A 25,248-nucleotide genomic window follows, 5' to 3' on the forward strand; every position below is an offset into this window, starting at 1 on the left:
GATATTTAATTTTTTAAAGAGCTGAAGGATCAATAATTTCACCAGCAATCGCACTTGCAGCAGCAACAGCAGGATTGGAGAGAAATACTTCACTCTGAAGACTTCCCATCCGGCCCTTGAAGTTACGGTTGGTTGTAGCGATAGCTCTTTCTCCGCCAGCCAGAATTCCCATGTGACCGCCAAGGCAAGGTCCACAGGTAGCAGGTCCGACAATTGCGCCGGCATCCATGAATATTTCAAGCAATCCTTCTTTAAGAGCCTGCTTCCAGATAGTCGGAGTAGCAGGAAGAATGATCAATCTGACATTCTTGTTCGCTTTGCGTCCTTTAAGGATTGCAGCAGCTTCTCTGAGGTCTGAAATACGACCGTTAGTACAGGAACCGATAACAGACTGATGAATCTGCATGTTTTTAACTTCATCAACAGGTTTTACATTATCAGGAAGATGAGGACAGGCAATCTGTGGTTTCATGCCGGTTACATCCATTTTTACGATTCTTTCGTATACTGCGCCCGCATCAGCGGAAAGAGGAACATCCCCTGTTCTTCCGGCGGCTACACAGTATTCGAGAGTTTTTGCATCAACAGGGAACAGGCCGACTTTACCGCCAGCTTCAATCGCCATGTTTGCAATGGTCATACGACCTTCGATGGAAAGATCGTCAATGACAGATCCACCGAATTCGAGTGCTTTGTAGAGAGCCCCGGAAACGCCGAGTTCGCCGATAAGACGCAGGATGTAATCCTTTGCGCCAACGTGCTGACCGGGAGTTCCTTCGATTTCAACTTTAACGGTAGGAGGAACTTTAAACCAAGTTTCGCCAAGAGCCATTGCGCCAGCTATATCGGTTGATCCCATACCTGTAGCGAAAGCTCCGAGTCCACCGTACGTGCACGTGTGGCTATCAGCACCGATAATGATGTCTGATGGTCCAACAAGGCCTAGTTCTGGAAGAAGCGCGTGTTCAACTCCACAATCTCCGCCTTCATAATAATGAGTCACATTCTTTTCATGTGCGAACTCACGAACAACTTTGACCTGCTCAGCAGAATCAATATCTTTATTAGGGGTGAAGTGATCACAAACGAGAGCAACTTTGTCTTTATCAAAGAGCTGATCCGCACCCATTGCTCTGAAAGATTTAATTGCAAGAGGAGCAGTAATATCGTTTGCAAGGACTAGAGAGACCTTGCAACGAACAATCTGTCCGGCTTCTTTAACTACTTCGTCAGTATGAGCTTGTAAAATTTTTTCCGCTAAAGTCTTAGGCATCCTGCTTCTCCTGTTTCATACGTTCAACTCTATTGATAGCATTAATGTAGGCTTTGGCACTAGCGACGACAATGTCTTCGTCAGATCCACGCCCAATAGATTTCACACCGTCATCTATAATATGAACCATAACCGCGCCCTGTGCGTCTGCGCCGCCAGTAACTGCGTTTACGGAATAAAGTTCAAGTTTGGGCTCTCTGCCGACCAATTTATTGATGGTAGCAAAAACCGCATTGATAGGACCTTCACCAAAACCAACTTCTCTAATCTCAACAGGATTTTCTTTATCCTTGCTGTAATCTTCAAGCACTATAGCTGCATGAGGGGAAACACCGGATGTTCCAGAGAAAACAGACAGATCCTTAACCCTGTAAAGGTCATGGATACGATATGCTTCTTCCAAAACGAGAGCTTCAACATCCTCGTCAAAAATGTGTTCTTTCTTATCAGCCAAAGTTTTAATCGCTGCAAAAACATCAGCGATCTGCTCTTCATTCAGTTCATATCCCATTTCGCGGAGCTTAGAACCGAGTGCATTTCTACCGGAATGTTTTCCAAGCACAATGGAAGTGCCCTTCTTACCGATAGATTCAGGAGTCATAATTTCATAAGTCTGGCGGTTTTTCAGCATACCATCCTGATGGATTCCTGATTCATGAGCAAATGCATTTGCGCCAACAATCGCCTTATAAGGCGGAATAGGCTGACCAATTGTACTTGCAAGCCTGCGACATGATGGGAACAACTGCTCAGTAACAATTGAAGTTTCAATGTCGTAATAATCTTTGCGAGTATGCAAACCCATAATAACTTCTTCAAGAGCGGCATTCCCTGCACGCTCGCCGATACCGGACAATGTAACTTCAGCCTGTCTTGCTCCGGCCTTGATTGCGGCCAAAGTATTAGCAGTCGCTAAGCCAAGATCATTATGACAATGCACACTGAAAACAGCTTTGTGGCTGTTCGGTACAGTTTTGAGCAAGAACTCAATCAATTTACCAAACTCGTCAGGCTGTGCGTATCCGACAGTATCAGGGATATTAATAGTTGTTGCGCCTTCATCTATAACAGCTTCGACGATCTCTGCCAAGAAATCCCAGCGTGAACGTGAAGCGTCTTCGGCTGAAAACTCAACATTAGGTGTAAGTGAAACAGCATGGCGAACGGCCTTTTTAGCCATTTCCAAAATCTGGGCAGGTTCTTTATTGAACTTGTGCTTCATATGAATATCAGATGTAGCGATGAAGGTATGGATGCGAGGATTTTTCGCATGTTTCACAGCTTCGTATGCTCGATCGATATCAGGGATAAGAGCGCGGCAGAGTCCGGCAACCTGAATGTCACCGACAGCTTTAGCAATTTGACTAACTGCGTCAAAATCGCCCTGACTAGCTGCGGGGAAACCAGCTTCGATGATATTAACACCGAGTTTTTCAAGCTGACGAGCCATTGCAATTTTTTCACGGGTGTTCATAGTAGCGCCAGGAGACTGTTCGCCATCGCGTAAAGTTGTATCGAAAATATATACTTGATCAGACATTTTTTTCTCCAAGCTGTTCTAAAGGCGTAAGACCCCTTAGACAGTTGATATCAAACGTTAACAGAATGTAACTATAGAGTGCCGGGTGACTAGAATTTTACCGTCCCCCAGAAGAATTTGTTTCTCTTAGCTGTTTGAACCAGCTAAGAGGATTCTTTGGAGGACTTTCCTAGTAGTAGCTTAGAGCTTCTGCGTGATAGGAAGAAAATGGTATAGATGGGACCCGAAATAATATAACCGGCAAAAATAATAAAACCAAGAAACTTAGGCTGCGAAGCAACCATAACGAAAAGAGCGATAACAGTTACCATCGAGCTAAAAGGGTGAGCTTTGAACATTCCAACATCTTTAAAAGAATTGTAACGAACAGAACTAACCATTAATAATGAGAGTATGTAGACCAGAGCCAATGTTCCAACAGGAAGCACTGTCTGAGCAATATCAGCAGGCAAGAAAGGTGCAAACAAAATCAAAGTTGACAATGTGCAACCAGCAGCAGGAATCGGAAGCCCTATGAAATGAGCTTTAGAAGTTGTTGCTGACTGAACATTAAAACGGGCGAGCCTGAGAGCCCCGCAAGCTATCATCATGAAAGCCGCTAAGAGTCCAAGTCTGCCAAAATGCTGAAGTTGCCACTGATAAACCATAAATGCAGGAGTAACACCAAAAGCGACCAAATCAGCAAGCGAATCCAGCTGAACGCCGAACTCACTGCTGGTCCCAGTCAATCTAGCAACTTTTCCGTCAAGGCCATCAAAGAGGCAGCTCACCAGAATAGCTATTGCACACAGCTCAAATTTACCTTCAACAGCCCATGTCATACCAATGAAGCCGCAAAAGAGGCTCGCAATGGTCAGCATGTTCGGAAGAATGTAAACAGCCTTGTGTTTTGGTATTTTTATTTCCTTAGCCATAATAATTACTTATTTATCTCAATTTCTAAATATATTCTAATTAATTTCTAATCTTTTATAACTCCAATAACCCCTTCAGCCCTTATAAACTAGGCCTTCCGAGCTAAAGAAGTTTCACCTGCAACAACCTTGTCGCCGACTTGAACTAGAGTCTCATAACCCTCAGGAAGGTAAAGGTCAACCCGAGACCCGAACTTGATCAGACCATAGCGGTCGCCTCTTTTGAGCTTATCTGCCTTCTCTGCCCAGCACACGATTCTGCGAGCGACAAGCCCTGCAATCTGTACCATAGTGAATCTTTGATTACCTTTACCGATGATCTCAATGACATTGCGCTCATTATCGGTGCTAGCTTTATCAAAGGAGGCATTGAAGTATTTCCCGGGAATATAACGAACACGTTCAATTTTACCTGAAACAGGCATGCGGTTCACGTGAACATTGAAAACATTCATGAAAATACAGATAGATTGACGCATTTCTCCAGTAAGAGGATCGTCAGAGTATTCAACTTTAATAACTTTCCCATCAGCAGGAGACACAACTGCGTCAACATCTTCAGGTGCTACTCTTTCAGGATCACGGAAAAAATGACCGATGAAAGCTGTTAATCCAAGTAATACCAGAGTCATGAACCAGCAATCTAAAATTGCGAAACAAACTGTGGCAAAAGCACTTAAAAATATATAAGGCAATCCCTCAAGACTGACCCCTACGGAAGGTTGGCGCATATTTTATACCTATCTTATTAAGTTAGTCCAAATCCCCGAATACGAGGAATTTTATTTCCAAACAGCACTATTCATATATACCATATCAAAAGAGGTCAACTGTAACAGCAGATTTATAACTAAAACCCATTTTATGATGCGGTGTGACTTATCAGAACTATTCAACACCATGCATTTTTATTACGTCAGGATATCTGAAGCATGAAATCAAGTGATCATTAACCATGCCGACTGCCTGCATAAATGCGTAGCAAGTTGTCGGCCCAATAAATTTGAACCCATTTTTCTTCAAACTCTTGCTCATTTCAGTGGATTCTACTGTGCTGACGGGCACTTCATCTTGAACAGCCCACTTATTATTTACGGGTTTCCCGTCAACAAAAGACCAAAGATATCGATCAAAACTTCCGTATTCTTTTTTAATTTCAAGAACGCACTTCGCATTAACAACTGCGGCGTTGATCTTGAGCTTATGCCTCACAATTCCGGAATTTTTAACTAGCTCTTCAATTTTGGCATCAGAATATTTTGAAACTTTCTCAGCATCAAAATTATCAAAGGCCTCCTGATAGCCTTCACGCTTTTTGAGTATTGTAGACCAGCTCAAACCGGATTGCGCACCTTCAAGAATCAACATTTCGAAAAGCAGGCAATCGTCGTGAACCGGAACACCCCACTCTTCGTCATGATATTTTATTTCTAAAGGTCCACAGTTTGCCCATTCACAGCGATTCATAAAAAGACTCCCAGCTTAAAGGGCTTCGCGAATAATACCGCCACCAAGCACAGCCCCGTCCTCAGTATATACAGCTAATATCTGCCCGGGGGTCGGTTTGGAATTCTGCTCGGCAAATTCAAACACCATACTATTACCTTCAAGTTTAGCTTTCGAAGGCATGGACCTCTGCCTATAACGAGTTTGAATATATACAGTTTCAGGCCATTTATCGAAATCAACTAAAAAATTCATTCCATCAGCGACGCAACCTGATGCGCCCAGTTCAGTTTTAGTACCTAGAACAAGTACATTTTTTTTCAAATCCTTTTCAATTACATAGAGCGGTTCTTTCCACGCAATGCCTAACCCTTTGCGCTGTCCTTGTGTATATCTCCATAGACCTTGATGACGACCGATCTTTTCACCATTTGAAAGCACCACATTGCCGGGTCCGGGCAATTTCACATCACGATCCATAAGAAATTTGCGGTAATCATCATCTGGAACAAAACATATTTCCTGACTTTCAGATGGAAGTGGAATTTTAAGCCCGCGTTTCTCAAGCTGGGCATATGTTTCATCCTTGCTATGTCCTCCAAGCGGGAAAAGTGCATTTAAAACACTTTCGCGAGGGACAAGCGATAGAAAATAGCTTTGATCCTTACCAACATCCGCCCCACGCGCTATCATCCTGCCATATTCTGGATGGTCTGCGATACGCACGTAATGACCTGTTCCGATAAGTTCCGCACCAAAACTTTGGGCCGCAGCGTATAGCACTCCAAATTTAATTTTTGGATTACAGAGGGCGCATGGATTTGGAGTGTTACCGTCCAAGTATGACTGAATGAAAGGATCAATAACAAATTTATCGAATTCAGCTTTAAAATCGACCACATGAAGGTCAATTCCAAGCTCAGCGCATCGAAGCTCCAGACCGGACACAGCTTCTGCAGATTTTTCATTGCCCAAAAAGCAACCGTGAACTGCGATGACTTCTGCGCCGCTCTCTTTAAGCAAAACCATAGAAAGCAAACTGTCCGCCCCGCCGCTGACTGCCACGGCAACCTTGCGACCCGCCACTAGCTCTGCAAGCCCTGGATAGCTGAAACTTGATTCCATTTTTATCTCCCAAAAAATTAATCTGAAATATATAAAAAAAACGCCCGAACGACTCCTGCTTTAGAAGATGTCCGGGCGCTTAATATAATCTTATTTAAGCAAAAATTTACCGGATTATCCGGAAACTCTTTACTCTTCTTTTTTCTTATGCGGCAGAACAAGGTTCAGGAAAACACCAAGAATTCCAGCCAGTCCAATTCCGCCAAGTCTGAACTCATCACTAAATGGAGTAGGCACGGACATACCACCCACACCAAAGATAACAATAAGAGCGACAATTGCAAGGTTACGAGCTTCCATGAGATCTTCACCGGAACGAACAAGAGTATTCATCCCGACAACCATGATTGCTCCAAAAAGAAGAACCATGATTCCGCCCATTACTGGAACAGGAATAGTCTGCAGGAACGCGCCGACCTTACCGATAAAAGCAAGAGCTATAGCAACAATAGCAGCCCATGTCATAATCGCGGGGTTAAAAACTTTAATCAGAGCAACAGCGCCTGTTACTTCTGAATATGTAGTATTTGGAGGCCCACCAAGACATGCAGCAAACGATGTTGCCAGACCATCACCAAGCATTGTTCTATTGATACCAGGATCTTTAACATAATCTTTACCGGATACAGACCCGATAGCAAGAACGTCTCCGAAATGCTCAATTGCAGGTGCAATGGCAACAGGTACAATGAACAGGATAGCTTCGAGATTCCATTCTGGGTAAGTGAACGCAGGCATTGCAATCCAAGGAGCCGCTGCAACACTGGTAAAATCAACAAGCCCCATAAATAGACAGGTAATGTAACCGGCAATGATTCCGCTAAGGATTGGAATCAGCTTGAACCAGCCTTTTCCGAAAAGGGAAACTGCGACAGTCACACCAAGTGAAATCATGGAAACGATGAGCGCTGATTTTTCTGGAACCAGAACAAATGCGCCATCTCCAGATTTACCCATTGCCATAAAAACGGCAACAGGAGCGAGAATCAGGCCGATGACCATAATTACCGGACCAGTAACAACTGGAGGTAAAATTTTTCTCACAACATCGGTTCCGCGCCAGCTGATCAACAAACTTAGGAACATGTAGAAAACACCCGCAGCAGCAAGCCCGCAAAGAGTTGACGGAATTCCCCAAGTTTGAACACCGTAGATGATAGGTGCAATGAAAGCGAAAGAAGAGGCAAGAAATACTGGAACTTTACCCTTGGTTACAACCTGAAAAATCAGTGTACCTACACCAGCGGTAAACAGTGCAACGTTAGGATTCAGACCTGTAAGAAGCGGGACCAGAACCAGTGCCCCGAATGCGACAAACAACATCTGTGCGCCAAGAAATATATCCTTGGCCCTAAAGTTGTACTCAGTGCTTGAAATACTCATCGTTAATTCCCCTTAAAAATGTGACAAAAAAAAGGCACCTTATTTAGTGCCGAAAATTTTATCTCCCGCATCGCCAAGACCGGGAAGGATATATCCTGCATCATTCAATTTTTCATCAATTGATGCTGTATAAATATCTACATCAGGATGGGCAGCTACTATTTTTTCAATCCCTTCAGGAGCAGCGACAAGGAATAAACCTTTAATATCGGTACAACCTGCTTTCTTAAGCAGTTCGATGGTTGCGAGCAAGGTTCCGCCAGTAGCAAGCATAGGATCAAGAATCAGCGCGCTACGCTCATCAATGTTCTTAGCAAGCTTGACGTAATACTCCACAGGCTGCAAAGTTTCTTCATCGCGGTAAAAACCGACAACACTAACTCTTGCGCCCGGGATCATATCAAGGACAGCGTCCATCATACCGAGTCCTGCACGAAGAATAGGTACTACAGTGATTTTTTTACCTTTAATTGCTTCAACTTCAACTTCACCAGCCCAGCCAGTAATAGTTTTTGGTTCCGTAACAAGATCTTTTGTTGCTTCATAAGTCAGAAGCATTGAAATTTCATTAGCTAAATCGCGAAAATGACTTGTACTAATATCGCTTTCACGAAGAAGTCCAAGCTTGTGTCTTACCAGAGGATGGTCTACCACATGTACCGCCACGGTGGCCTCCTTGATCAATATGTTATTTGTTATTTATTATTAAGCTTCTCAAAGTCAAAACTTCGTGTTTTTATAGTCCACAAACCTGTTGGTCAAGATTTTTCTAAATTATTTTTCGCATAAAGTCATCAATGCTTGGCATATCACAGAATAAACCATACTCAGTTTTAACCGTTTCTAGCAAACCACAACTCACAATCGGATAATTGCATGTACAATAATGAAAGTAATGAAGACAAAGATATAAACCAGACTTGGTCCAGAACAGCCGGATACAGCGAACGAAACACCAGATTGGACAAGTTTTGGGGAACCGAACTTGAGCAGGAAGGCATCTCCAGAGGTAAAGCAAAAGACTGGATAAAAGCCGGACTTGCCGAAGTTAATGGTGTCACATGCAAAAAAGCAAATTACAAAATAATTGGCGATGAAGAACTTACGCTCAGGGGCGAAGCTGAGGCAAGCTCTCTCATACCTGAAGATAAACCGCTGGATATAATATATAATGATGGCAAAATTGCTATCGTTAATAAACCGGCAGGACTCACTACTCATCCCGCACCAAGCTGTCCCACTGACACATTTGTGCACAGACTCATTCACCATTTCCCAGAAATTATTGGCATGGATGAATGGCGTCCGGGAATTGTACATAGACTTGATAAATTCACATCCGGCCTGATTGCGGTAGCTCTGAATGAACATGACAGACTGGCACTATCCGCATCTTTTGCTGAACGTGAAGTGGACAAAACTTATTTAGCGATAGTTCACGGCGTACCTGAAAAAGATTTCGACGAAATCAATATGCCAATCGGCAGACACCCTACTCATAAGATTAAAATGGCCGTTGTTCTTAAAGGCGGGCGTGATGCTAGATCAAGCTACGAAGTAATCTGGACTGATCCAGCTCAGCGCGCTTCACTTGTCAGGGTTAAAATTTACACAGGCAGAACTCACCAGATCAGAGTTCATATGGCTCACATCGGTCACCCGCTTGTGGGAGATCTGGTTTATGGCTCACAGCAGCATGCCAATTGGATAACTCAAGGCAAGCCTCTTTCAAAGATGGCTCAGAGACAAATGCTACACGCATACAGTCTTTCATTTACTCATCCTGGCACTGATGAAAAAATGGACTTCACTCTGACTCCTCCAGATGATTTCATCGATCTTCTACGAACTTTGAATAGATCTGTTCAGCGCGTCGGACTGATTGGTATGCCATGTAGTGGCAAATCAACTGTTCTCGATATTCTTTCCGAGAAAAAGATTCCTGTTTTCAGCGCAGATGAATCTGTTGCCAAGACATACAGCAAAGATGGCACCGGCTGGGAAATGATTCGTCAGAGATTCGGTAATAAGTTTACCGAAAGCGAAACAGGTAATATTGATAAAAAGAAGATTTTCACAGCCATATGCGCGGACAGCGATGTTCGCCGTGAAGTAATGAACATTGTACATCCTATTGTTAAGCATGACGCCTTTAACTTTTTTAAAGATAACGCAAGCAGCCCGGTTGCCGTAGCTGAGATTCCGTTACTACTGGAAGCCGGATGGCATTCAGATAAATCAGTAGATGCGGTTCTCGGCATTAAGTGCCCTTCTTCCAAGCGAAACGGTGAGCTTAGAGAAAAAAGAGACCTCACTCCCAATACCCTAGCCACATTCGACTCATGGCAGTGGGATGAAAAAGCTAAGCTTGATTGCTGTACAGCCATTATCAACAACGATTCCGGCATTGAAGAGCTTAAAGAGAACACCGAAAAGGCTTTGGTTATTCTAGCTGAAATGCGTAAAGCAAAAGAAATTAAATTTGATAAGTTCCTAGCAGAGCTTTTTAAAGAAGATTCTAAACAATAATTCGATCGATATATCTTGACTTCATCTTTATAGAGGTTATTATTTAGATAAGTCCTGAAGCGATTGGGCAAGAACCATAGCGAGAGAATGAACATATACTATAAGTTAGGGCTTAATGCCCATTTTACATACGAGAATTCTCACCTAGGTTCTAACCGCGCTTTCGGCAACAGGTTATATGTCTCAATACTTTCCCGCCGCATCACGTGTGGCGGGAATTTTCTTTTCGCACTGAGCTACGCATGATTCCAATTCGTGACAATGTCCCCTGCCTTATACGTCCCTATGTTCTATGGGCAATATTAGTAGCAAATGCGCTTGCCTTTTTTGCAGAACAATTGCTTTCACCAACGGGTAAGCTTGCACTCTTCCACCTTCTGGGAGTTGTACCCGCGCGTTACTTCGATCCGCAATGGGCCATTGCCGCAGGATATCCCGATTTCGGAGTTATGCCTTTTTTCACCTACATGTTTCTTCATAGCGGATGGATTCACATTATCCTCAACATGTGGATGCTTTGGATTTTTGCGAACAACATCGAAGATGCCATGGGGCATGTTAGGTTTATACTGTTCTACGCCATTTGCGGAGTGGTTGCCATCGGGGTTCAGATTATGCTTGCACCAACAGTACACACTCCCATAATAGGTGCTTCCGGCGCAGTGGCGGGAATAATGGGGGCATACTTTGTACTCTATCCACACGGACGGGTCTTAACCCTGATCCCCATAGTTATTATTCCGTTATTTTTTAAAATACCAGCCGGCCTGTTCCTCGGGCTTTGGTTCTTCTTACAGATATTTTCAAGCCTCACGAATCATCTTTCAGGAAGCGCCCAAGAAATAGCTTGGGGTGCACATATTGCCGGATTCATTGCGGGTGTGGTGCTCGTCCGGCTCTTTGTAAAAAAGGGTCGCTGTAAATACTGCTACGACCCTGCCAAAAAAGACTACGAACTTGATGAAAATTTCTAATCACATTTTTTTGTTACTTTTTAAAATTTGTCAATTCTACCCCTCAGCGTAGGGATATTAAGCATTCCCGACTGTTTTAAGGCAATGTTAGCCTGATCTGCAACAATCTAAATCCAATCATTCCGCTTGACTTGAGCGTATGGCGATATACTTTGATATGGTGACGCCGTTCTGCTATAAATGGCGAATTATCTAAGGAGTAATGACGAGATGAGTGTAAAATATAAAGATTACTATAAACTTTTAGGAGTTGCCCGCTCCGCCTCGAAAGAGGACATATCCAAAGCGTTCAAAAAGCTGGCGCGTAAGCACCATCCTGACCTGAACCCGGATAACGAGGAATCTGAAAAGAAATTCAAAGAAGCTAACGAAGCTTACGAAGTTCTTAAAGATCCTAAAAAGCGCAAAATGTATGACCAGTACGGCGCTGACTGGGAACACGGCCAGAATTTCAGGCCACCTCCTGGACAAGAGCATATGAACTTCGGCGGCGGTGGATTTGGCGGTGGTGGCGGCGGAGATTTCAGTGATTTCTTCGAAACCATCTTTGGTGGCGGCGGCGGAGGTGGTGCGCAATTCGGTGGTGGTGGCGGAAGATTTCAGCAACGCCCGCAAAAAGGTGCGGATTCTGAAACACTGCTCACTCTGACCCTCGAAGAAGCGTACAAGGGCGGATCAAAGTCTATTTCAGTTCAGGAAAGAGCAACCGGCCCCGGTGGACATCCTATGGTTCAATCAAAGAGCCTAGATGTAAATATTCCGGCTGGAATCAAAGAAGGACAGAAGATTCGTCTTGCGAATCAGGGTTCTCCCGGTCCTAGTGACGGTCCAAAGGGCGATCTTTACCTAAAGATCAGACTTGCACCGCATGCTGTCTACAAAGTGAAAGAGAACAATCTCATCGTAGATCTCGCGCTTGCTCCGTGGGAAGCTGCCCTTGGTGCTAAAGTTAAAGTCCCTACCCTTGACGGTATGATCGAAATGAACATTCCGGCAGGCATGGGAAGCGGCAAAAAAATGAGAGTAAAAGGACGCGGTCTTGGTGCTGGCGCCAAAAAAGGCGATCAGTTTGTCCGTGTGATGATCCAAGTTCCTGCTTCCGATTCAGATGAAGTTAAAAAACTTTGGGAAGAGCTGTCCGAAAAGATAGATTTCACCCCGAGATCATTCTAAGGGAGATTTTGCAAATGGATATCAAAAAAAGAGAAGACGCAACCCCTCCCAGCACTTCGCGCAAAATGTTGTTTGCGCAGATAATTGAAATGACAGGGATGGATGAAGAAGTGGTTCTCGAGCTGATCAGCCTTGAGTGGGTTTCACCTGCATCAACAGCAGATGGACATTACCTATTCGAAGCGCGTGACCTATACCGCTTGCGTAAACTTTCAAGACTCTGCAACGATCTTGAAATTACAGCAGCAGGTGGTTCCATTATCGTAGATTTGATGGAACGTGTAGAACAGCTCGAAGCCCGTATCGAAGAAATGAGCAAGCTGATTTAATCAGTAGAATACCAAAGTAAACCAATACGACTTGCAGTAAATAATCAGGATTCTAACTCCTGCCTCTAAAGCCGGATTTTTCGCTATTTGATGTGAACTAAGCGATGCGTCCGGTACCGTAAACTTGAGCGTTTTTTCGTTCAATATTAGTGAGTTTTGAATCTTTCGGCGAGTCAACAATACCTATATAAGGAGACTCTATATGGACCCGAATAAATTCACAAAAAAAACCAACGACGCAATCGCAGAAGCTCAATCTCTAGCTATATCCAATGGTCAACAGCAAATTGAAGTTGAACACCTGCTTCTAGCCTTAGTTGAGCAGGAAAAAGGCATTGTTAGTAAAATATTAGAAAAAAGCGGGGTCGACCCTGCTTTATATAAGTCCGCTGTACAGAAGGAAGTTAACAAGCTTCCCAGTGTCAGCGGCCCCGGAGCACAGCCCGGTCAGGTCTTTGTAACTCAGAGACTCAACCGCGTTATTGTTGAAGCCGAACAGGCCGCCAAGCGCATGCATGACGAGTTCATAAGTGTTGAACACCTATATCTTGCCATCATGGATGAGCATGGTTCCACTGGCGCAGGCAGAGTCAACGCATCCTTCAAGCTTACAAAAGATAAAGTTCTGGAAGCAATGACCACAATCAGGGGCAATCAGCGTGTAACGACTGATAACCCTGAAGCCACCTATGATGCGCTGAAAAAATATGGCCGTGATCTCGTTGAAGAAGCCCGCAAAGGCAAGCTCGACCCAGTTATAGGACGTGACTCTGAAATCAGGCGCGTTGTCCGTATTCTTTCCAGACGCACAAAGAACAACCCTATTTTGATCGGTGAAGCCGGAGTCGGTAAAACCGCTATTATTGAAGGGCTTGCTCAGCGCATAGTTAAGCAGGATGTACCCGAAGGCCTTAAGGACAAAACGGTCTTCATGTTAGATATGGGCGCACTTATCGCTGGCGCTAAATATCGCGGCGAATTTGAGGAACGCCTCAAAGCTGTATTAAAAGAAGTTCAAGAATCCGAAGGTCAGATTCTCATCTTCATTGATGAAATCCACACCATTGTTGGCGCAGGTAAATCCGAAGGCGCAATGGATGCGGGTAATCTGCTAAAACCGATGCTTGCACGTGGAGAACTCCACTGCATCGGCGCAACTACCACGGATGAATATCGTAAATATATTGAAAAAGACCCCGCTCTTGAAAGACGGTTCCAGACCATCATGGTCGAAGAACCATCGGTCGAGGACACCATATCAATCCTGCGCGGACTCCGCGAAAGGTTTGAGGTTCATCACGGGGTAAGAATCAGTGATGCCGCACTAATCGAGTCAGCAACGCTTTCTCATCGCTACATCACAGACAGACAGCTTCCCGATAAGGCAATTGACCTCATGGATGAAGCTGCTGCCATGATCAGAACTGAGATTGATTCGCAGCCATACGAGCTGGATAAAATCAACAGGCAGATCTTGCAGGCTGAAATTGAACGTGAAGCACTTAGACGTGAAGAAGATCAAGCTTCTCGCGAACGCTTATCCAAGCTCGAAGATTCGCTAACTGAAATGAAAATTACTCAGTCTGAGCTTCTTGAGCAGTGGGAAAAGGAGAAAGCTTCTATCGACGCCGTTCAGAGTCTGAAAACTCAAATTGAACAAACAAAGATTAATATTGATAAAGCTGAAAGAGCGCACGAATTAAACAAAGCGGCTGAGCTTAAATACTCAGTGCTTCTGGAACTTGAAAAGAAACTTAAAGCCATTGAAGAAGACATTCAAGGTGGCGATGATGTTTCAACCAACAAGACCAGAATGCTTAAAGAATTCGTAGGACCTGATGATATCGCCGGGATCATATCCCGCTGGACAGGTATTCCTGTAACCAGACTGATTGAGGGCGAAAGAGAAAAGCTCCTTCGTCTGGAAGAGATTCTGCACGCCAGAGTTATCGGACAGGACAATGCTGTTCGCGCTGTATCTGACGCTGTAATCAGAGCGCGTGCGGGACTTAAAGATCCGTCGCGGCCCATCGGTTCATTCATATTCCTCGGCCCTACCGGAGTGGGTAAAACCGAACTCTGTAAGGCTCTAGCGGAATCGCTCTTCGATACCGAAGACAACATCGTGCGCCTTGATATGTCCGAGTACATGGAAAAGCACGCGGTCGCGCGTCTCATCGGAGCGCCTCCGGGATATATTGGATATGACGAAGGTGGACAGCTGACCGAAGCAATCAGAAGAAAGCCCTACTCTGTTGTCCTCTTTGATGAGATCGAAAAAGCACATCCTGATGTGTTCAACGTACTGCTTCAAATATTAGATGACGGACGTTTAACTGACAGTCAGGGTCGAACCGTAGACTGCAAGAACACGCTGATCATCATGACTTCTAATCTGGGTTCGCATATCCTACTAGAAGGAATTGAACAGAACGGTGATTTCAAAGACGGCGTTGAGGAAGGCGTAATGAACGTATTGCGCGGTCATTTCAGACCAGAATTCCTGAACAGGGTTGATGAAACAGTACTCTTTAAGCCTCTACTAGAAGAAGACTTGAAGTTGATTGTAGACATACAACTGGGCGGGCTAAGAGCGCGTCTAGGTGTAAACAAGATGGGAATGGAAGTGACGGATAAGGCAAAGGCTTTCATAGCACACGCTTCCTACGATCCGGTATACGGAGCAAGACCACTGCGCCGCTATATCCAGACCCATCTCGAAACTCCGCTGGCGAAAGAGATTATCAGCGGAAGGTTGCAAGAGGATCATTCTGTATCAGTTGATGCTAATGAGGATGGGCTTACTTTGCAGAATAATTAATCTGTAGTTAAATAGTATAATCAGCATTCTAGGGCCGCAGACTTCATTATGGAGTTTGCGGCCTTTTTTTATGCAATATTAGACAAGTCTACAGTAAAAGATCGCGGCTTTGGGCTATATGAAGATCATATTTGCCCTCAATGTGAGAAGGCTTTTCTAAAAGGTGAAAACCCAGATAAGCATATGTGCCCTGATTGCAAAGTCGAATTAGAAGCTCTTGAGGTCTTCTATAATCGTCATCCTGAATTGAAAGATGTTGTAGAAGAGCTTCCTGAAAAGATAGAAGACATTAAGTAATATAACCAGCCCCGACTTCGGCCGGGGCTATTTCACACATCCCACCAAAAAGCCCCGCACTGCAACCAGTACGGGGCTTTCCAATTCAATAAAATCAACTAAACCTAACCTACCAACCTTAATAACCCAAGAACGTCCCAACCTGATAAATCAACACTGATAGCGAATAACCGAATCCGAGTGAACCGAACACGGAGAACAATCCCCATTTCCAGTTAGTCTCTCTTACGATAACCGCAACCGTGACCATACATGGCACGTATACCAGCATAAATATAAACACGGACCAGATTGCTGCGGGCGTCCATTCAGGATCAGCCGCTATTTTCTCGCTCAGGCTTGTTGCATTTTCAGGATCTTCGTCACCTAATGAATATGCTGTGGACATGGTGGAAACAAACACCTCTTTCGCGGCAAATCCGCCGATGAAGGCAATATTAGCTTGCCATGGAAATCCGGCATAATCAGTCACGGGAGCAATGGCTTCACTCATACGCCCTGCGTACGAAGTTTTAAGCCCTTCCTCACCTTCAGCGTAGCTGATAATATTAAGCTTTTTACCAAGCTCAGCTTGCCTCAGATCATCCGAGCCATCCCATGATTTACTTTCAGCTGTAACCTGCGTGCGCTGTGCTTCATAGGAAGCCACTCGCTCAGCAGGAAGCTGTGGAAAGGTCATTAGAGCCCACATAAGTATTGAAATGGCGAGAATAACTGTTCCCGCTTTCTTGATGTACTGCCAGACTCTATCCCATGTGTGAATTGCCACGCCATGCAGAGTTGGAAGCCTGTATGGAGGTAGTTCCATTACAAATGGAGTGGACTCGCCTCTCAGCGCAGTCCAGCGTAAAAGTCTACCAACGCAAAGAGCAAGTACCCACGAAATAATAACTAGAAAGAACATCATCGAAGTCGCAGATTCAGGATAGAACGCACTTACCAACATAATATATGCTGTGGCTTTCGCACCGCAGATCATGAATGGAGCTGTTAAAATTGTCGCAATTCTTTCTTTAGGACTCCGCAACGTACGGCAGGTCATAACAGCCGGAACAGCGCAACCTCCTGGCAAACCACCTGCCATAATGAATGGCATGATAGACATACCATGCAAGCCGAACATACGGAAAACCCGGTCCACCATGTATGCCACACGGGCCATATAGCCGAGGTCCTCGAGAAAAACGAGCATTGCGAACATGATGAGGATAAGCGGCGTGAATCCCATAACAGCGCCAACGCCGTCAATTACACCGGACACAAGCATGGATTTAAAGAGTCCATCCGGCAAAATGGATGATAAAGTCGACGACAACCATCCAAATCCATCCTCAACCCAACCCTGCGGATAAGCCCCGAAGGTAAATGTCACGTAAAACATCGCATACATGACTGCTAACATAATAATCGGACCCAAAAATCTATGGGTCAGAACATTATCTATTTTGTCGGAAACATCAAAACGCAGATTATCTTCGCGACTAATCACGCCCTGCTTTAAAATAGAGTTAATAAAACCATAACGGTAATCAGCGAGAATCGCTTCAGGATAAGTATTAAGAGTCTTATTTACGTGGTCTGAAACATTTTTAACTATTGCTTCAAGCTTAGCTGACAGATCTCCAGCCAAACGACCATTTTTAATAACAATTTCATCTTCCTCAAGATACTTAACAGCCAACCAGTGAGGATCATAACGGTCAGTCATGAATTCACTTTCTGTGATCATGGCGGTCATTTCATCAATTGCCGGATCAAGATCGTGGCCGTATGAAATATTTACAGGAGTCCACTTTCCTTTAGTTTCGTCCTTAACCTGCTTAACAGCCTGCATCAACTCGTCAGCACCAACTCCGCGACGGGCAATGCACTCAATAACAGGTACGCCCATGAGCTTAGAAAGTTTTGCAGAATCAATGCGAATGCCCTTCTTCTTAACCTCATCCATCATGTTCAATCCGAGAACAACGGGAACGCCGATCTCCATAAATTGAACAGCTAAATAAAGGCTACGCTCAAGGGATGTAGCATCAAGCATATTGATAACAACATCAGGTTTTTCATCCACTATGACATCACGGGCGACAACTTCTTCCATAGAATAAGAGGTCAAAGAATAAGTACCAGGCAAGTCAACTAAATGAGCCTCAAACCCTTTTTTATCGTAATACCCTTCAGTTCTGTCAACAGTGATTCCGGGATAGTTACCAACGCGCGCAGTTGATCCAGTCAGAGCGTTAAACATGGTGCTCTTTCCGCAGTTTGGCTGTCCCGAAACAGCTACAAAAAATTTATCACTCATCCCTTATTCCTCAATCTCTACAGTAATGAAATCAGCTTCATTATTACGAAGTGTAAGAGTAAAACCTTTCATACGCAGTGCAACGGGATCTTTTAATGGAGCACGTCCAACTATCCTGAACTCAGTGCCCGGAATAAGTCCCATATCTCTAATTCTGCGCCCGAGCTCTCCTCTGACATTCACAGAGACAACAACACCCCTCTGATCTTTGCGCATTGATCGAAGCGATACAGACATAACCTTCCCTCGCAATACATTCGACATTGAAATTCATTTTCAACTTTAAAAAGCTCGCCACTTTTCCTTACAGAAAACCCTTTTTGCCCCTATCCAGATCGAAAGTCAATCTGAGACAAACAATTTCTATAATTAAAACAGCAAATTCAAACATATTTATAGTAAGTTTATATCAATATCCATGATAACAACTTAAATTATCCGTTTTTATGGTGGATTACATTAACCAAAACATCTAAACTAATCACTTCCATCAGTTTCAATTAACTATCTACACAAAACACATCATGACAAAAATATTTCCATACGAAGATTTGCGCCAGTACTCAAAAGTACTGCTATGGGCTCTCGAAAAGCAACTTAACGCGAAATTCAAAAACCGCGACATTATAATCATTAAGTATGACAATCTTGCTGCGCCATTAGCTGAAACTCTGTTTGCTCTTTTAATTGAGAAACACCTCCACCCTGTCTTGGAAACTTCCCTTACTCCTGCCATGAAGGCAGAACTTTATATAAATTCTAGTTACGGGCAATTAACATTCTTCCCGCCCGGAAAAGCTGAGCTTTACGGAAAAGCTCAAGGGGTAGTCAGAATCCACGCCCCCGAAGAAATTGGAGCTATGGAGGAGGTTGATCCCCTTTCAATCATGGCTAACAAAAAATCTATGAATCAATTCCGACAGCGCATAGAAAAAAGAAAAATTCACAGCTCTATTGCGTGGACCGAATGCGCCTACCCAACACAGGCTTTGGCGGACAGCGCAGGACTATCTCTTGAGGACTACACAACAAGATTAATGAGGGCCTGCTATCTAAACATGCCCTATCCAGATAAAGAATGGCAGAAAATAGCGGACAAGACTGCTGAAATTGCAGACTGGCTCACCGCGATGGATATCAAAACAATACGAATGAAGTCTGAACTTTGTGACCTATACTTCTCGCCCGGGCCCAATAGAAAATGGCTGGGAGCAACCGGTGATAATATCCCCGGCTACGAAGTTTACATATCGCCGGACTGCCGCACTGTTAACGGATATTATTATGCAGACCTGCCATCATTATATATGGACCGTATGATTTACGGAGTCCGCTTAGAATTTGCGGATGGAATAGCTGTGGGAGCAAATGCCATGGGCGGGGAAAAGTTCCTACTGGATCACCTGCGAGTTGATGGAGGAGCAAGACGAGTCGGCGAGTTTTCGCTTACTGATGCCAGTATTTCACGAGTAGATCATTTCATGGCCCAGACAATCATTGATGAAAACTTTGGCGGCGAAAGCGGAAGTTGCCATATAGCTTTGGGCCAATCGCTACTTGGGACTTTCTCAGGACCGCCGGAAATGCTGGACAAACTATTCATGGAGTCACTCGGTTTCAACACATCAGAAGTACACTGGGACTTAGTAAACACAGAAGAGAAGAAAGTTGTTGCAACACTCGCAGATGGAAGCGTTAAAACAATTTATGAAAATGGAAAGTTTACAATATAATTATACTCAATGTTAAAAAAAAATGCATTTGATCATGCTAGGATGTTGACAAGCTTATCGGGATGCTTATTTCTGTAATTACGCGGCTTGACAGACCTTTTTGGGAGGGTCAGTAAGCCGCTAATTCATGTCACTGGAGAATCCATGTCTGAAAAGAAAGATAACTCGGAAATGAACGAAGAAGAAAATTCAGCACCTGAAGCTGAAAAAGCTGCGGAGAACGAAGTGACCCTCAGCGAAGATGAACTTAAAGCTCTTTGCCGGGAACATGTCTGCCCTTCATGCGATGTAATGGAAGAGGCTAAAGACGAACGTTTAAGAGCGCTCGCTGACAGCGAAAATTTAAAGAAAAGACTCACCCGCGAAACTAACGAATTGAAAAAGTTCGCGTCGGAAAGTGTTTTATCTGACTTACTTCCCATTGTAGATAATCTTGACCTTGCTTTGAGTCATGCAAAAGACCTCGACGCATGTAAGGATTTCGTTATGGGCGTAGATATGACCAGAAAATTATTTTTGGAGACTTTAGCCAGACACGGCTTGGAAGCGGTTGGAAAAATCGGTGAAGAATTTGACCCGAACTTCCATGAAGCAATGGGTATGGCTCAAGTTGCTGAACTGACTGACGGCTGTGTTGCTCAGGTAATGCAGAGAGGATACGTACTGAAAGGCAGAATTATCCGTCCCGCGAAAGTCATGGTTAACAAATTAGACTAATTAATGCACTTGGACCTTTACAAGTAAATTTCCGGCATTAATTCATAAAGCAAACTAAATGTATTTTAATCAGAAGGAGCTTATATATGGGCAAAATTATAGGAATTGACTTAGGTACAACAAACTCATGTGTATACGTAATGGAAGGGAAAGACCCTAAATGCGTAACAAACCCAGAAGGCGGACGTACAACACCTTCTATAGTAGGTTTTACTGACAAAGAACGTCTCGTAGGTGAAATTGCGAAACGTCAGTCTGTAACCAACCCTGAAAAAACTGTTTTCGCTATCAAACGTCTCATGGGACGTCAGGTAAATTCTCCTGAAGTGAAACAGTGGGCTAAACATTGCCCTTACGAACTAGTAGACGGTAAAGGCGGAGACGCATGGGTTGAAATCGGCGGCAAAAAATACAGCCCGTCTGAAATTTCAGCTATTATCCTTCAGCAGCTCAAAAAAGATGCTGAAACTTACCTCGGCGAAGAAGTAACTGAAGCAGTTATTACCGTTCCAGCTTACTTTAACGATTCTCAGCGCCAGGCAACAAAAGATGCCGGACGTATTGCAGGACTCGAAGTTAAGCGTATTATCAACGAACCTACTGCTGCTTCCCTCGCTTACGGATTTGATAAAAAAGCTAACGAAAAAATTGCTGTTTTCGACCTCGGTGGTGGTACATTTGATATCTCTATCCTTGAAGTCGGCGACAACGTTGTTGAAGTTCGCGCAACTAACGGGGACACATTCCTCGGCGGCGAAGACTTTGACCATAATATCATTGAATATCTTGTAGCAGAGTTCAAACGTGAAAACGGCATTGACCTTTCTCAGGATCGCATGGCCTTACAGCGTCTCAAAGAAGCTGGCGAAAAAGCTAAAAAAGAGCTTTCCACTTCTACTGAAACTGAAGTTAACCTGCCATTCATCACAGCTGACCAGAACGGCCCTAAACACCTTATGGTTAAGATTTCCCGCGCTAAGCTGGAAAAACTTGTTGAAGACCTCGTTAACCGCACCAAAGAGCCTTGCATGAAAGCTCTTAAAGATGCTGGCCTTAAAGCATCTGATATCGACGAAGTTATCCTCGTCGGTGGTATGACCCGTATGCCTCTCGTTCAGCAGAAAGTTCAGGAACTTTTCGGCAAAGAGCCTAACCGTTCTGTGAACCCTGATGAAGTTGTTGCAATGGGTGCATCCATTCAGGGTGGTATCCTCGCTGGTGACGTCACTGACGTTCTCCTGCTTGACGTTACTCCTCTGTCTCTCGGTATCGAAACAATGGGCGGAGTTCTCACTCAGCTCATCGAAAGAAACACAACTATCCCGAGTCGTAAAAGTCAGGTTTTCACAACTGCTGCTGAAAACCAGCCTTCTGTCTCCATCCATGTACTACAGGGTGAACGCCCAATGGCTGCAGATAATATGACTCTCGGACGCTTCGAACTGACTGGTCTTCCAGCAGCTCCACGCGGTGTTCCTCAGATCGAAGTAACATTCGACATCGATGCTAACGGTATCGTAAAAGTTGCAGCAAAAGATATGGGTACTGGCAAAGAACAGTCTATCCAGATCACAGCTTCCAGCGGACTATCTGAAGAAGAAATCGATAAGATGGTCAAAGACGCTGAATCTCACGCTGATGATGATAAGAAAAAGCAGGGCCTCATTGAAGCCCGCAATCAGGCTGACTCTTTAATCTACACAACCGAAAAATCATTACGTGAAGTCGGTGACAATGTAGACGCAGAGCTTAAAACTGACATCGAAGCAAAAGCTGAAGCCCTTAAAGGCCTCCTCGATAGCGATGATGAAGAAGCAATCAAGGCAGCTACTGAAGAGCTTTCACAGGCTTCACATAAGCTTGCAGAACAGCTCTACGCTAATCAGGGTCAGGCAGATGCCGGCGCTGAAGGCGCAGCAGATGCTGGCGCAGCCGGCCCAGCTGGTGAAAAAGCTGACGACGATGTTGTCGACGCTGACTACACCGAAGTTAAAAACTAGTATTGCTTAAGGCGGGAGTCTGCTTAAAACCGACATAGGTTAAAAATTCAGTAATCCTGCACTTGCAATGACTATCCACTCAGTATAGTTTAATCCGGCCTTCTCCTTAAAAAGAGTTGGCCGGATTTTTTTTAAATAGACCATGATAAGTCCAAATCCATTGACGTATTGACTTACATGGGCCACAAACTGTGCATGGAAAAATCAATGAATCAAGAGAAATCCTCTCGGCTTTTCTCCAATATATTTGCTATTGTTCTGGTCGCCACACTACTGGGCGCAACTACAAGTTGTATATCACTCCAAAAGCAACCTGTTGGATCAACTATTTCTACTCAAATGCTTTCTACGAAAGATTTAGTAAAAACAGCTGATCAAGCTTGGTTGAAAAGGGATTATATCGCCAGTGAACTTTACTATACGCGCCTGATTGAACGTGCCGACATCCCTAAGGATGCTACTCTGGTAGCACTCGAAAGGCTTTCTATCAGCTCGTATAATTCTGGGCACTATCATGAAGCGGAAGCCAGACTTGCAGAGTGGAAGAATCTTTCCCCAGAAGCACTCAATTCTGAAATATGGCAGAAATATTACTTTGACTCACTACTTGCCACTAAAAAATTCACACAACTGAGCGCACACCTGACTCAGACAATGGAAGATACTAACCTACCTTGGGACATTCGTTCCGAAGCTGGTAAAAATCTTTCAACTCTGGACCAGAGCGAAGAATCCATGGCTGCACTGGAAAGACTATATACAATTGCACCCAATGATGATGACAGAAAAGATTTGGAACGATGGTTCATTGCAGGTCTTAGCGATAAGTCCGAGCAAGTCCTTGAAAAAAATTCTTCCTTTATATCAGCAAAAAATAATTTAAAATTCCCATACGAACTCATTCTTTTTGAAAAAGCGGCGAGACAATCCTCAGCTAAAGAATACTGGCCTATGGCATGGCGGACCATGTCAGGTATTGTTCAGCGCGGGCAGATCATCGACAAACCGGGGTTTAATAAAATAATTGCTGATCTTGAAGCACAATATGGAATTCCACGCGTTGGAATTGCACTTGTACTTCCTATTTCAGGACGCTTTCAGGATTACGGTTGGAAAATTATTCGCGGAGCAGGTGCTGCTCAGTGGGAACTGACCAAAGCCGGACTTGATGTTGATGTTCAGGTAATTAATACCGAAGACGCTGACTGGATCGAGCGAGTTCAGAACTTACCACCATGGTATACAGTTCTCGGCGGACCTATAAACGTTAAAGCGTTTAAAGAGCTGGAGCTGGCCGAAACCTACACTGAAAAAGTTACCTTCTCGTTTCTAGCTAAGCCCGGAAATTTAGAAGAAGGAAGACAGGCTTGGAGATTTTTCTCAAGCCCTGAAGATCAAATCAGAGCGTCCCTTGATTTGGCGATTAATGATATGGGAATTAAAGATTTTGCAATTCTATATCCGCAGGAAAAGTTTGGACGACAGATGTCTCAAATTTTCTGGGACATGGCTAAAGAGCGCGGCGCCAAAATTACAGGTATGGAATCATACCCGCCTAACGATTTCCCCAAATGGGGCAAAGTTGTCGGTAAGCTTGTAAGAGCTCCGCAAAAAAAGGCTGAAAATAAAGCTGATGGACTCGGCGAAGACGCACCACTCCCTGAAACAGATTTCGGAGCGGTGTTCATTCCGGATACTTGGCATCAGGCCCAGCTTCTTATCCCTCACTTCTTCTTTCACGAAGCTGACACACTTCTATTTCTCGGACCGGAACTGTGGAGTCAGGCTCTTAATTCAGCCAGAGATGTTGAGGCTCAGAACCTTAAGCTGACTATTGCTCCAGGAGCTTGGTGGTCTGCCAGTGATGGAGCTGGACGCTTAAAAGAAGTTATGAATCGCGAAGGACTAGGTAAGCCAGACTTCTGGGTTGCACTTGGTTATGACTTCATTAAGTTTTCAAGCAAACTCGGAACTTTTTCACCGGGCTGGACTCCAGAACAGGTTAACGCAAGAATTGCTGAAGCACAGCACATCGATTTCAGCCTAGCCCCTATCAGCTGGACTGCTGACGGTAAGGCACATCAGCAACTGTTCTTGTTCCGCCCTGAGACAAACGGAAAAACGAAGATCGACGCTTCTACTGTTAAAAAGACGCTTGCAAATGCTAAGACTAAAAGATCTCGCCGCGTAAGTGCTTGGAAGAAGACTCAAGAAGAACTTGAGAAAGCAAACACAGCCAAAGCTGAATCAAAACAATAGGCTTTTTCACCCTCAATAATTTCCTGCAAGAAATTGCGGATAGAATTATTTAATTGAGAATTACAGCCACAAATCGATATATTAATAAGGAGACTTCAATGAGTGATGTTAAACTCAGTACAGACGAAGTTGCGAAGGTAGCAAGTCTGGCGCGTCTGGATTTATCTGAAGAGAAAAAAGAATTATTCGCAGGACAGCTAAATAATATTCTTTCCTACATGGATAAGCTTAACGAAATCGACACTAAAGATGTTGAGCCTATGTTCAGCCCTGTTGAGCATACAACTGTGCTCAGAAAAGATGTTGTGACGAAAGAACACACTCGGGACGAGATCCTTGCCAACGCCCCTGATTCTGACGGTCAATATTTCGTTGTTCCAAGAATTGTATAGCGCATACTCAAAATATTTAGTTGCCCTTTTTCTCAAACATA

The 25,248-nt window shown here is 44.1% G+C and carries 21 protein-coding genes; 11 read left to right on the forward strand and 10 right to left on the reverse strand.

Annotation, left to right across the window (positions count from 1 at the left end; genetic code table 11):
• Positions 1-13: 13 nt before the first annotated feature.
• The 8 genes from leuC to upp form a co-directional block, all read right to left on the reverse strand.
• A complete protein-coding gene (gene leuC, locus BR06_RS0112740) occupies positions 14-1,273 on the reverse strand; it encodes a 3-isopropylmalate dehydratase large subunit (RefSeq protein ID WP_031483642.1) in 1,260 nt (419 codons plus the stop codon).
• Positions 1,266-2,813, reverse strand: coding sequence for a 2-isopropylmalate synthase (locus BR06_RS0112745; protein ID WP_031483644.1), 1,548 nt, complete (start codon positions 2,811-2,813; stop codon positions 1,266-1,268). The genes leuC and BR06_RS0112745 overlap by 8 nt, the downstream gene beginning before the upstream one ends.
• A gap of 143 nt (positions 2,814-2,956) precedes the next feature.
• Positions 2,957-3,727 carry a CDP-diacylglycerol--serine O-phosphatidyltransferase gene (gene pssA / locus BR06_RS0112750; RefSeq protein ID WP_031483645.1) on the reverse strand — a complete coding sequence of 257 codons (771 nt, stop codon included), beginning with the start codon at positions 3,725-3,727 and terminating at the stop codon, positions 2,957-2,959.
• 89 nt (positions 3,728-3,816) lie between these two features.
• Complete coding sequence (locus BR06_RS0112755; RefSeq protein ID WP_031483647.1) at positions 3,817-4,458, reverse strand: phosphatidylserine decarboxylase family protein; 642 nt, start codon at positions 4,456-4,458, stop codon at positions 3,817-3,819.
• A gap of 157 nt (positions 4,459-4,615) precedes the next feature.
• The gene (locus tag BR06_RS0112760; protein WP_031483650.1) at positions 4,616-5,194 is read right to left on the reverse strand and encodes a DNA-3-methyladenine glycosylase I; all 579 of its coding nucleotides are present in this window, start codon (positions 5,192-5,194) and stop codon (positions 4,616-4,618) included.
• Positions 5,195-5,209: 15 nt separating this feature from the next.
• A complete protein-coding gene (gene mnmA / locus BR06_RS0112765; protein WP_051677092.1) occupies positions 5,210-6,298 on the reverse strand; it encodes a tRNA 2-thiouridine(34) synthase MnmA in 1,089 nt (362 codons plus the stop codon).
• Between the two features lie 129 nt (positions 6,299-6,427).
• Positions 6,428-7,681: a uracil-xanthine permease family protein gene (locus BR06_RS0112770; RefSeq protein ID WP_031483653.1), complete on the reverse strand. Its 1,254-nt coding sequence runs from the start codon at positions 7,679-7,681 to the stop codon at positions 6,428-6,430.
• Between the two features lie 39 nt (positions 7,682-7,720).
• Positions 7,721-8,347 (reverse strand): uracil phosphoribosyltransferase, encoded by a 627-nt coding sequence (gene upp, locus BR06_RS0112775; protein WP_031483655.1) that lies wholly within the window; start codon positions 8,345-8,347, stop codon positions 7,721-7,723.
• 210 nt (positions 8,348-8,557) lie between these two features.
• Here upp and coaE point away from each other — a divergent pair, with 210 nt between their 5' ends.
• The 6 genes from coaE to BR06_RS0112805 all read left to right on the forward strand — a co-directional run bounded on the left by coaE (position 8,558) and on the right by BR06_RS0112805 (position 15,804).
• The gene (gene coaE / locus BR06_RS0112780; RefSeq protein ID WP_031483656.1) at positions 8,558-10,210 is read left to right on the forward strand and encodes a dephospho-CoA kinase; all 1,653 of its coding nucleotides are present in this window, start codon (positions 8,558-8,560) and stop codon (positions 10,208-10,210) included.
• Between the two features lie 242 nt (positions 10,211-10,452).
• Positions 10,453-11,184, forward strand: coding sequence for a rhomboid family intramembrane serine protease (locus tag BR06_RS0112785; protein ID WP_031483658.1), 732 nt, complete (start codon positions 10,453-10,455; stop codon positions 11,182-11,184).
• A 210-nt stretch (positions 11,185-11,394) separates the two neighbouring features.
• On the forward strand, positions 11,395-12,357 hold the full coding sequence (locus BR06_RS0112790; protein ID WP_031483660.1) for a DnaJ C-terminal domain-containing protein: 963 nt from the start codon (positions 11,395-11,397) through the stop codon (positions 12,355-12,357).
• 14 nt (positions 12,358-12,371) lie between these two features.
• Complete coding sequence (locus BR06_RS0112795; RefSeq protein ID WP_031483662.1) at positions 12,372-12,686, forward strand: chaperone modulator CbpM; 315 nt, start codon at positions 12,372-12,374, stop codon at positions 12,684-12,686.
• A 202-nt stretch (positions 12,687-12,888) separates the two neighbouring features.
• Positions 12,889-15,507 (forward strand): ATP-dependent chaperone ClpB, encoded by a 2,619-nt coding sequence (gene clpB / locus BR06_RS0112800; RefSeq protein WP_031483665.1) that lies wholly within the window; start codon positions 12,889-12,891, stop codon positions 15,505-15,507.
• 48 nt (positions 15,508-15,555) lie between these two features.
• Positions 15,556-15,804, forward strand: coding sequence for a hypothetical protein (locus BR06_RS0112805; protein WP_031483667.1), 249 nt, complete (start codon positions 15,556-15,558; stop codon positions 15,802-15,804).
• A gap of 118 nt (positions 15,805-15,922) precedes the next feature.
• Here BR06_RS0112805 and feoB read toward each other — a convergent pair whose 3' ends face one another.
• Together feoB and BR06_RS0112815 are read right to left on the reverse strand one after the other, a co-directional pair.
• Positions 15,923-18,106: a ferrous iron transport protein B gene (feoB, locus tag BR06_RS0112810; RefSeq protein WP_031483669.1), complete on the reverse strand. Its 2,184-nt coding sequence runs from the start codon at positions 18,104-18,106 to the stop codon at positions 15,923-15,925.
• Positions 18,107-18,109: 3 nt separating this feature from the next.
• Positions 18,110-18,343 (reverse strand): FeoA family protein, encoded by a 234-nt coding sequence (locus BR06_RS0112815; protein ID WP_031483671.1) that lies wholly within the window; start codon positions 18,341-18,343, stop codon positions 18,110-18,112.
• 287 nt (positions 18,344-18,630) lie between these two features.
• Between BR06_RS0112815 and BR06_RS0112820 the strand changes: the two genes are divergently transcribed.
• From BR06_RS0112820 to gatC, 5 genes are all read left to right on the forward strand, one after another.
• Positions 18,631-19,839 (forward strand): aminopeptidase, encoded by a 1,209-nt coding sequence (locus BR06_RS0112820; RefSeq protein WP_031483673.1) that lies wholly within the window; start codon positions 18,631-18,633, stop codon positions 19,837-19,839.
• A 144-nt stretch (positions 19,840-19,983) separates the two neighbouring features.
• Positions 19,984-20,556 (forward strand): nucleotide exchange factor GrpE, encoded by a 573-nt coding sequence (gene grpE / locus BR06_RS0112825; RefSeq protein WP_031483676.1) that lies wholly within the window; start codon positions 19,984-19,986, stop codon positions 20,554-20,556.
• 86 nt (positions 20,557-20,642) lie between these two features.
• On the forward strand, positions 20,643-22,556 hold the full coding sequence (gene dnaK, locus BR06_RS0112830) for a molecular chaperone DnaK (protein WP_031483678.1): 1,914 nt from the start codon (positions 20,643-20,645) through the stop codon (positions 22,554-22,556).
• 207 nt (positions 22,557-22,763) lie between these two features.
• Positions 22,764-24,815 carry a penicillin-binding protein activator gene (locus BR06_RS0112835; RefSeq protein ID WP_235727728.1) on the forward strand — a complete coding sequence of 684 codons (2,052 nt, stop codon included), beginning with the start codon at positions 22,764-22,766 and terminating at the stop codon, positions 24,813-24,815.
• Positions 24,816-24,913: 98 nt separating this feature from the next.
• Positions 24,914-25,207, forward strand: coding sequence for an Asp-tRNA(Asn)/Glu-tRNA(Gln) amidotransferase subunit GatC (gatC, locus tag BR06_RS0112840; protein WP_031483682.1), 294 nt, complete (start codon positions 24,914-24,916; stop codon positions 25,205-25,207).
• The last annotated feature ends 41 nt before the right edge of the window (positions 25,208-25,248 follow it).

Origin of the sequence: Maridesulfovibrio frigidus DSM 17176 (assembly GCF_000711735.1) — a bacterium.
GTDB lineage: Bacteria > Desulfobacterota > Desulfovibrionia > Desulfovibrionales > Desulfovibrionaceae > Maridesulfovibrio > Maridesulfovibrio frigidus.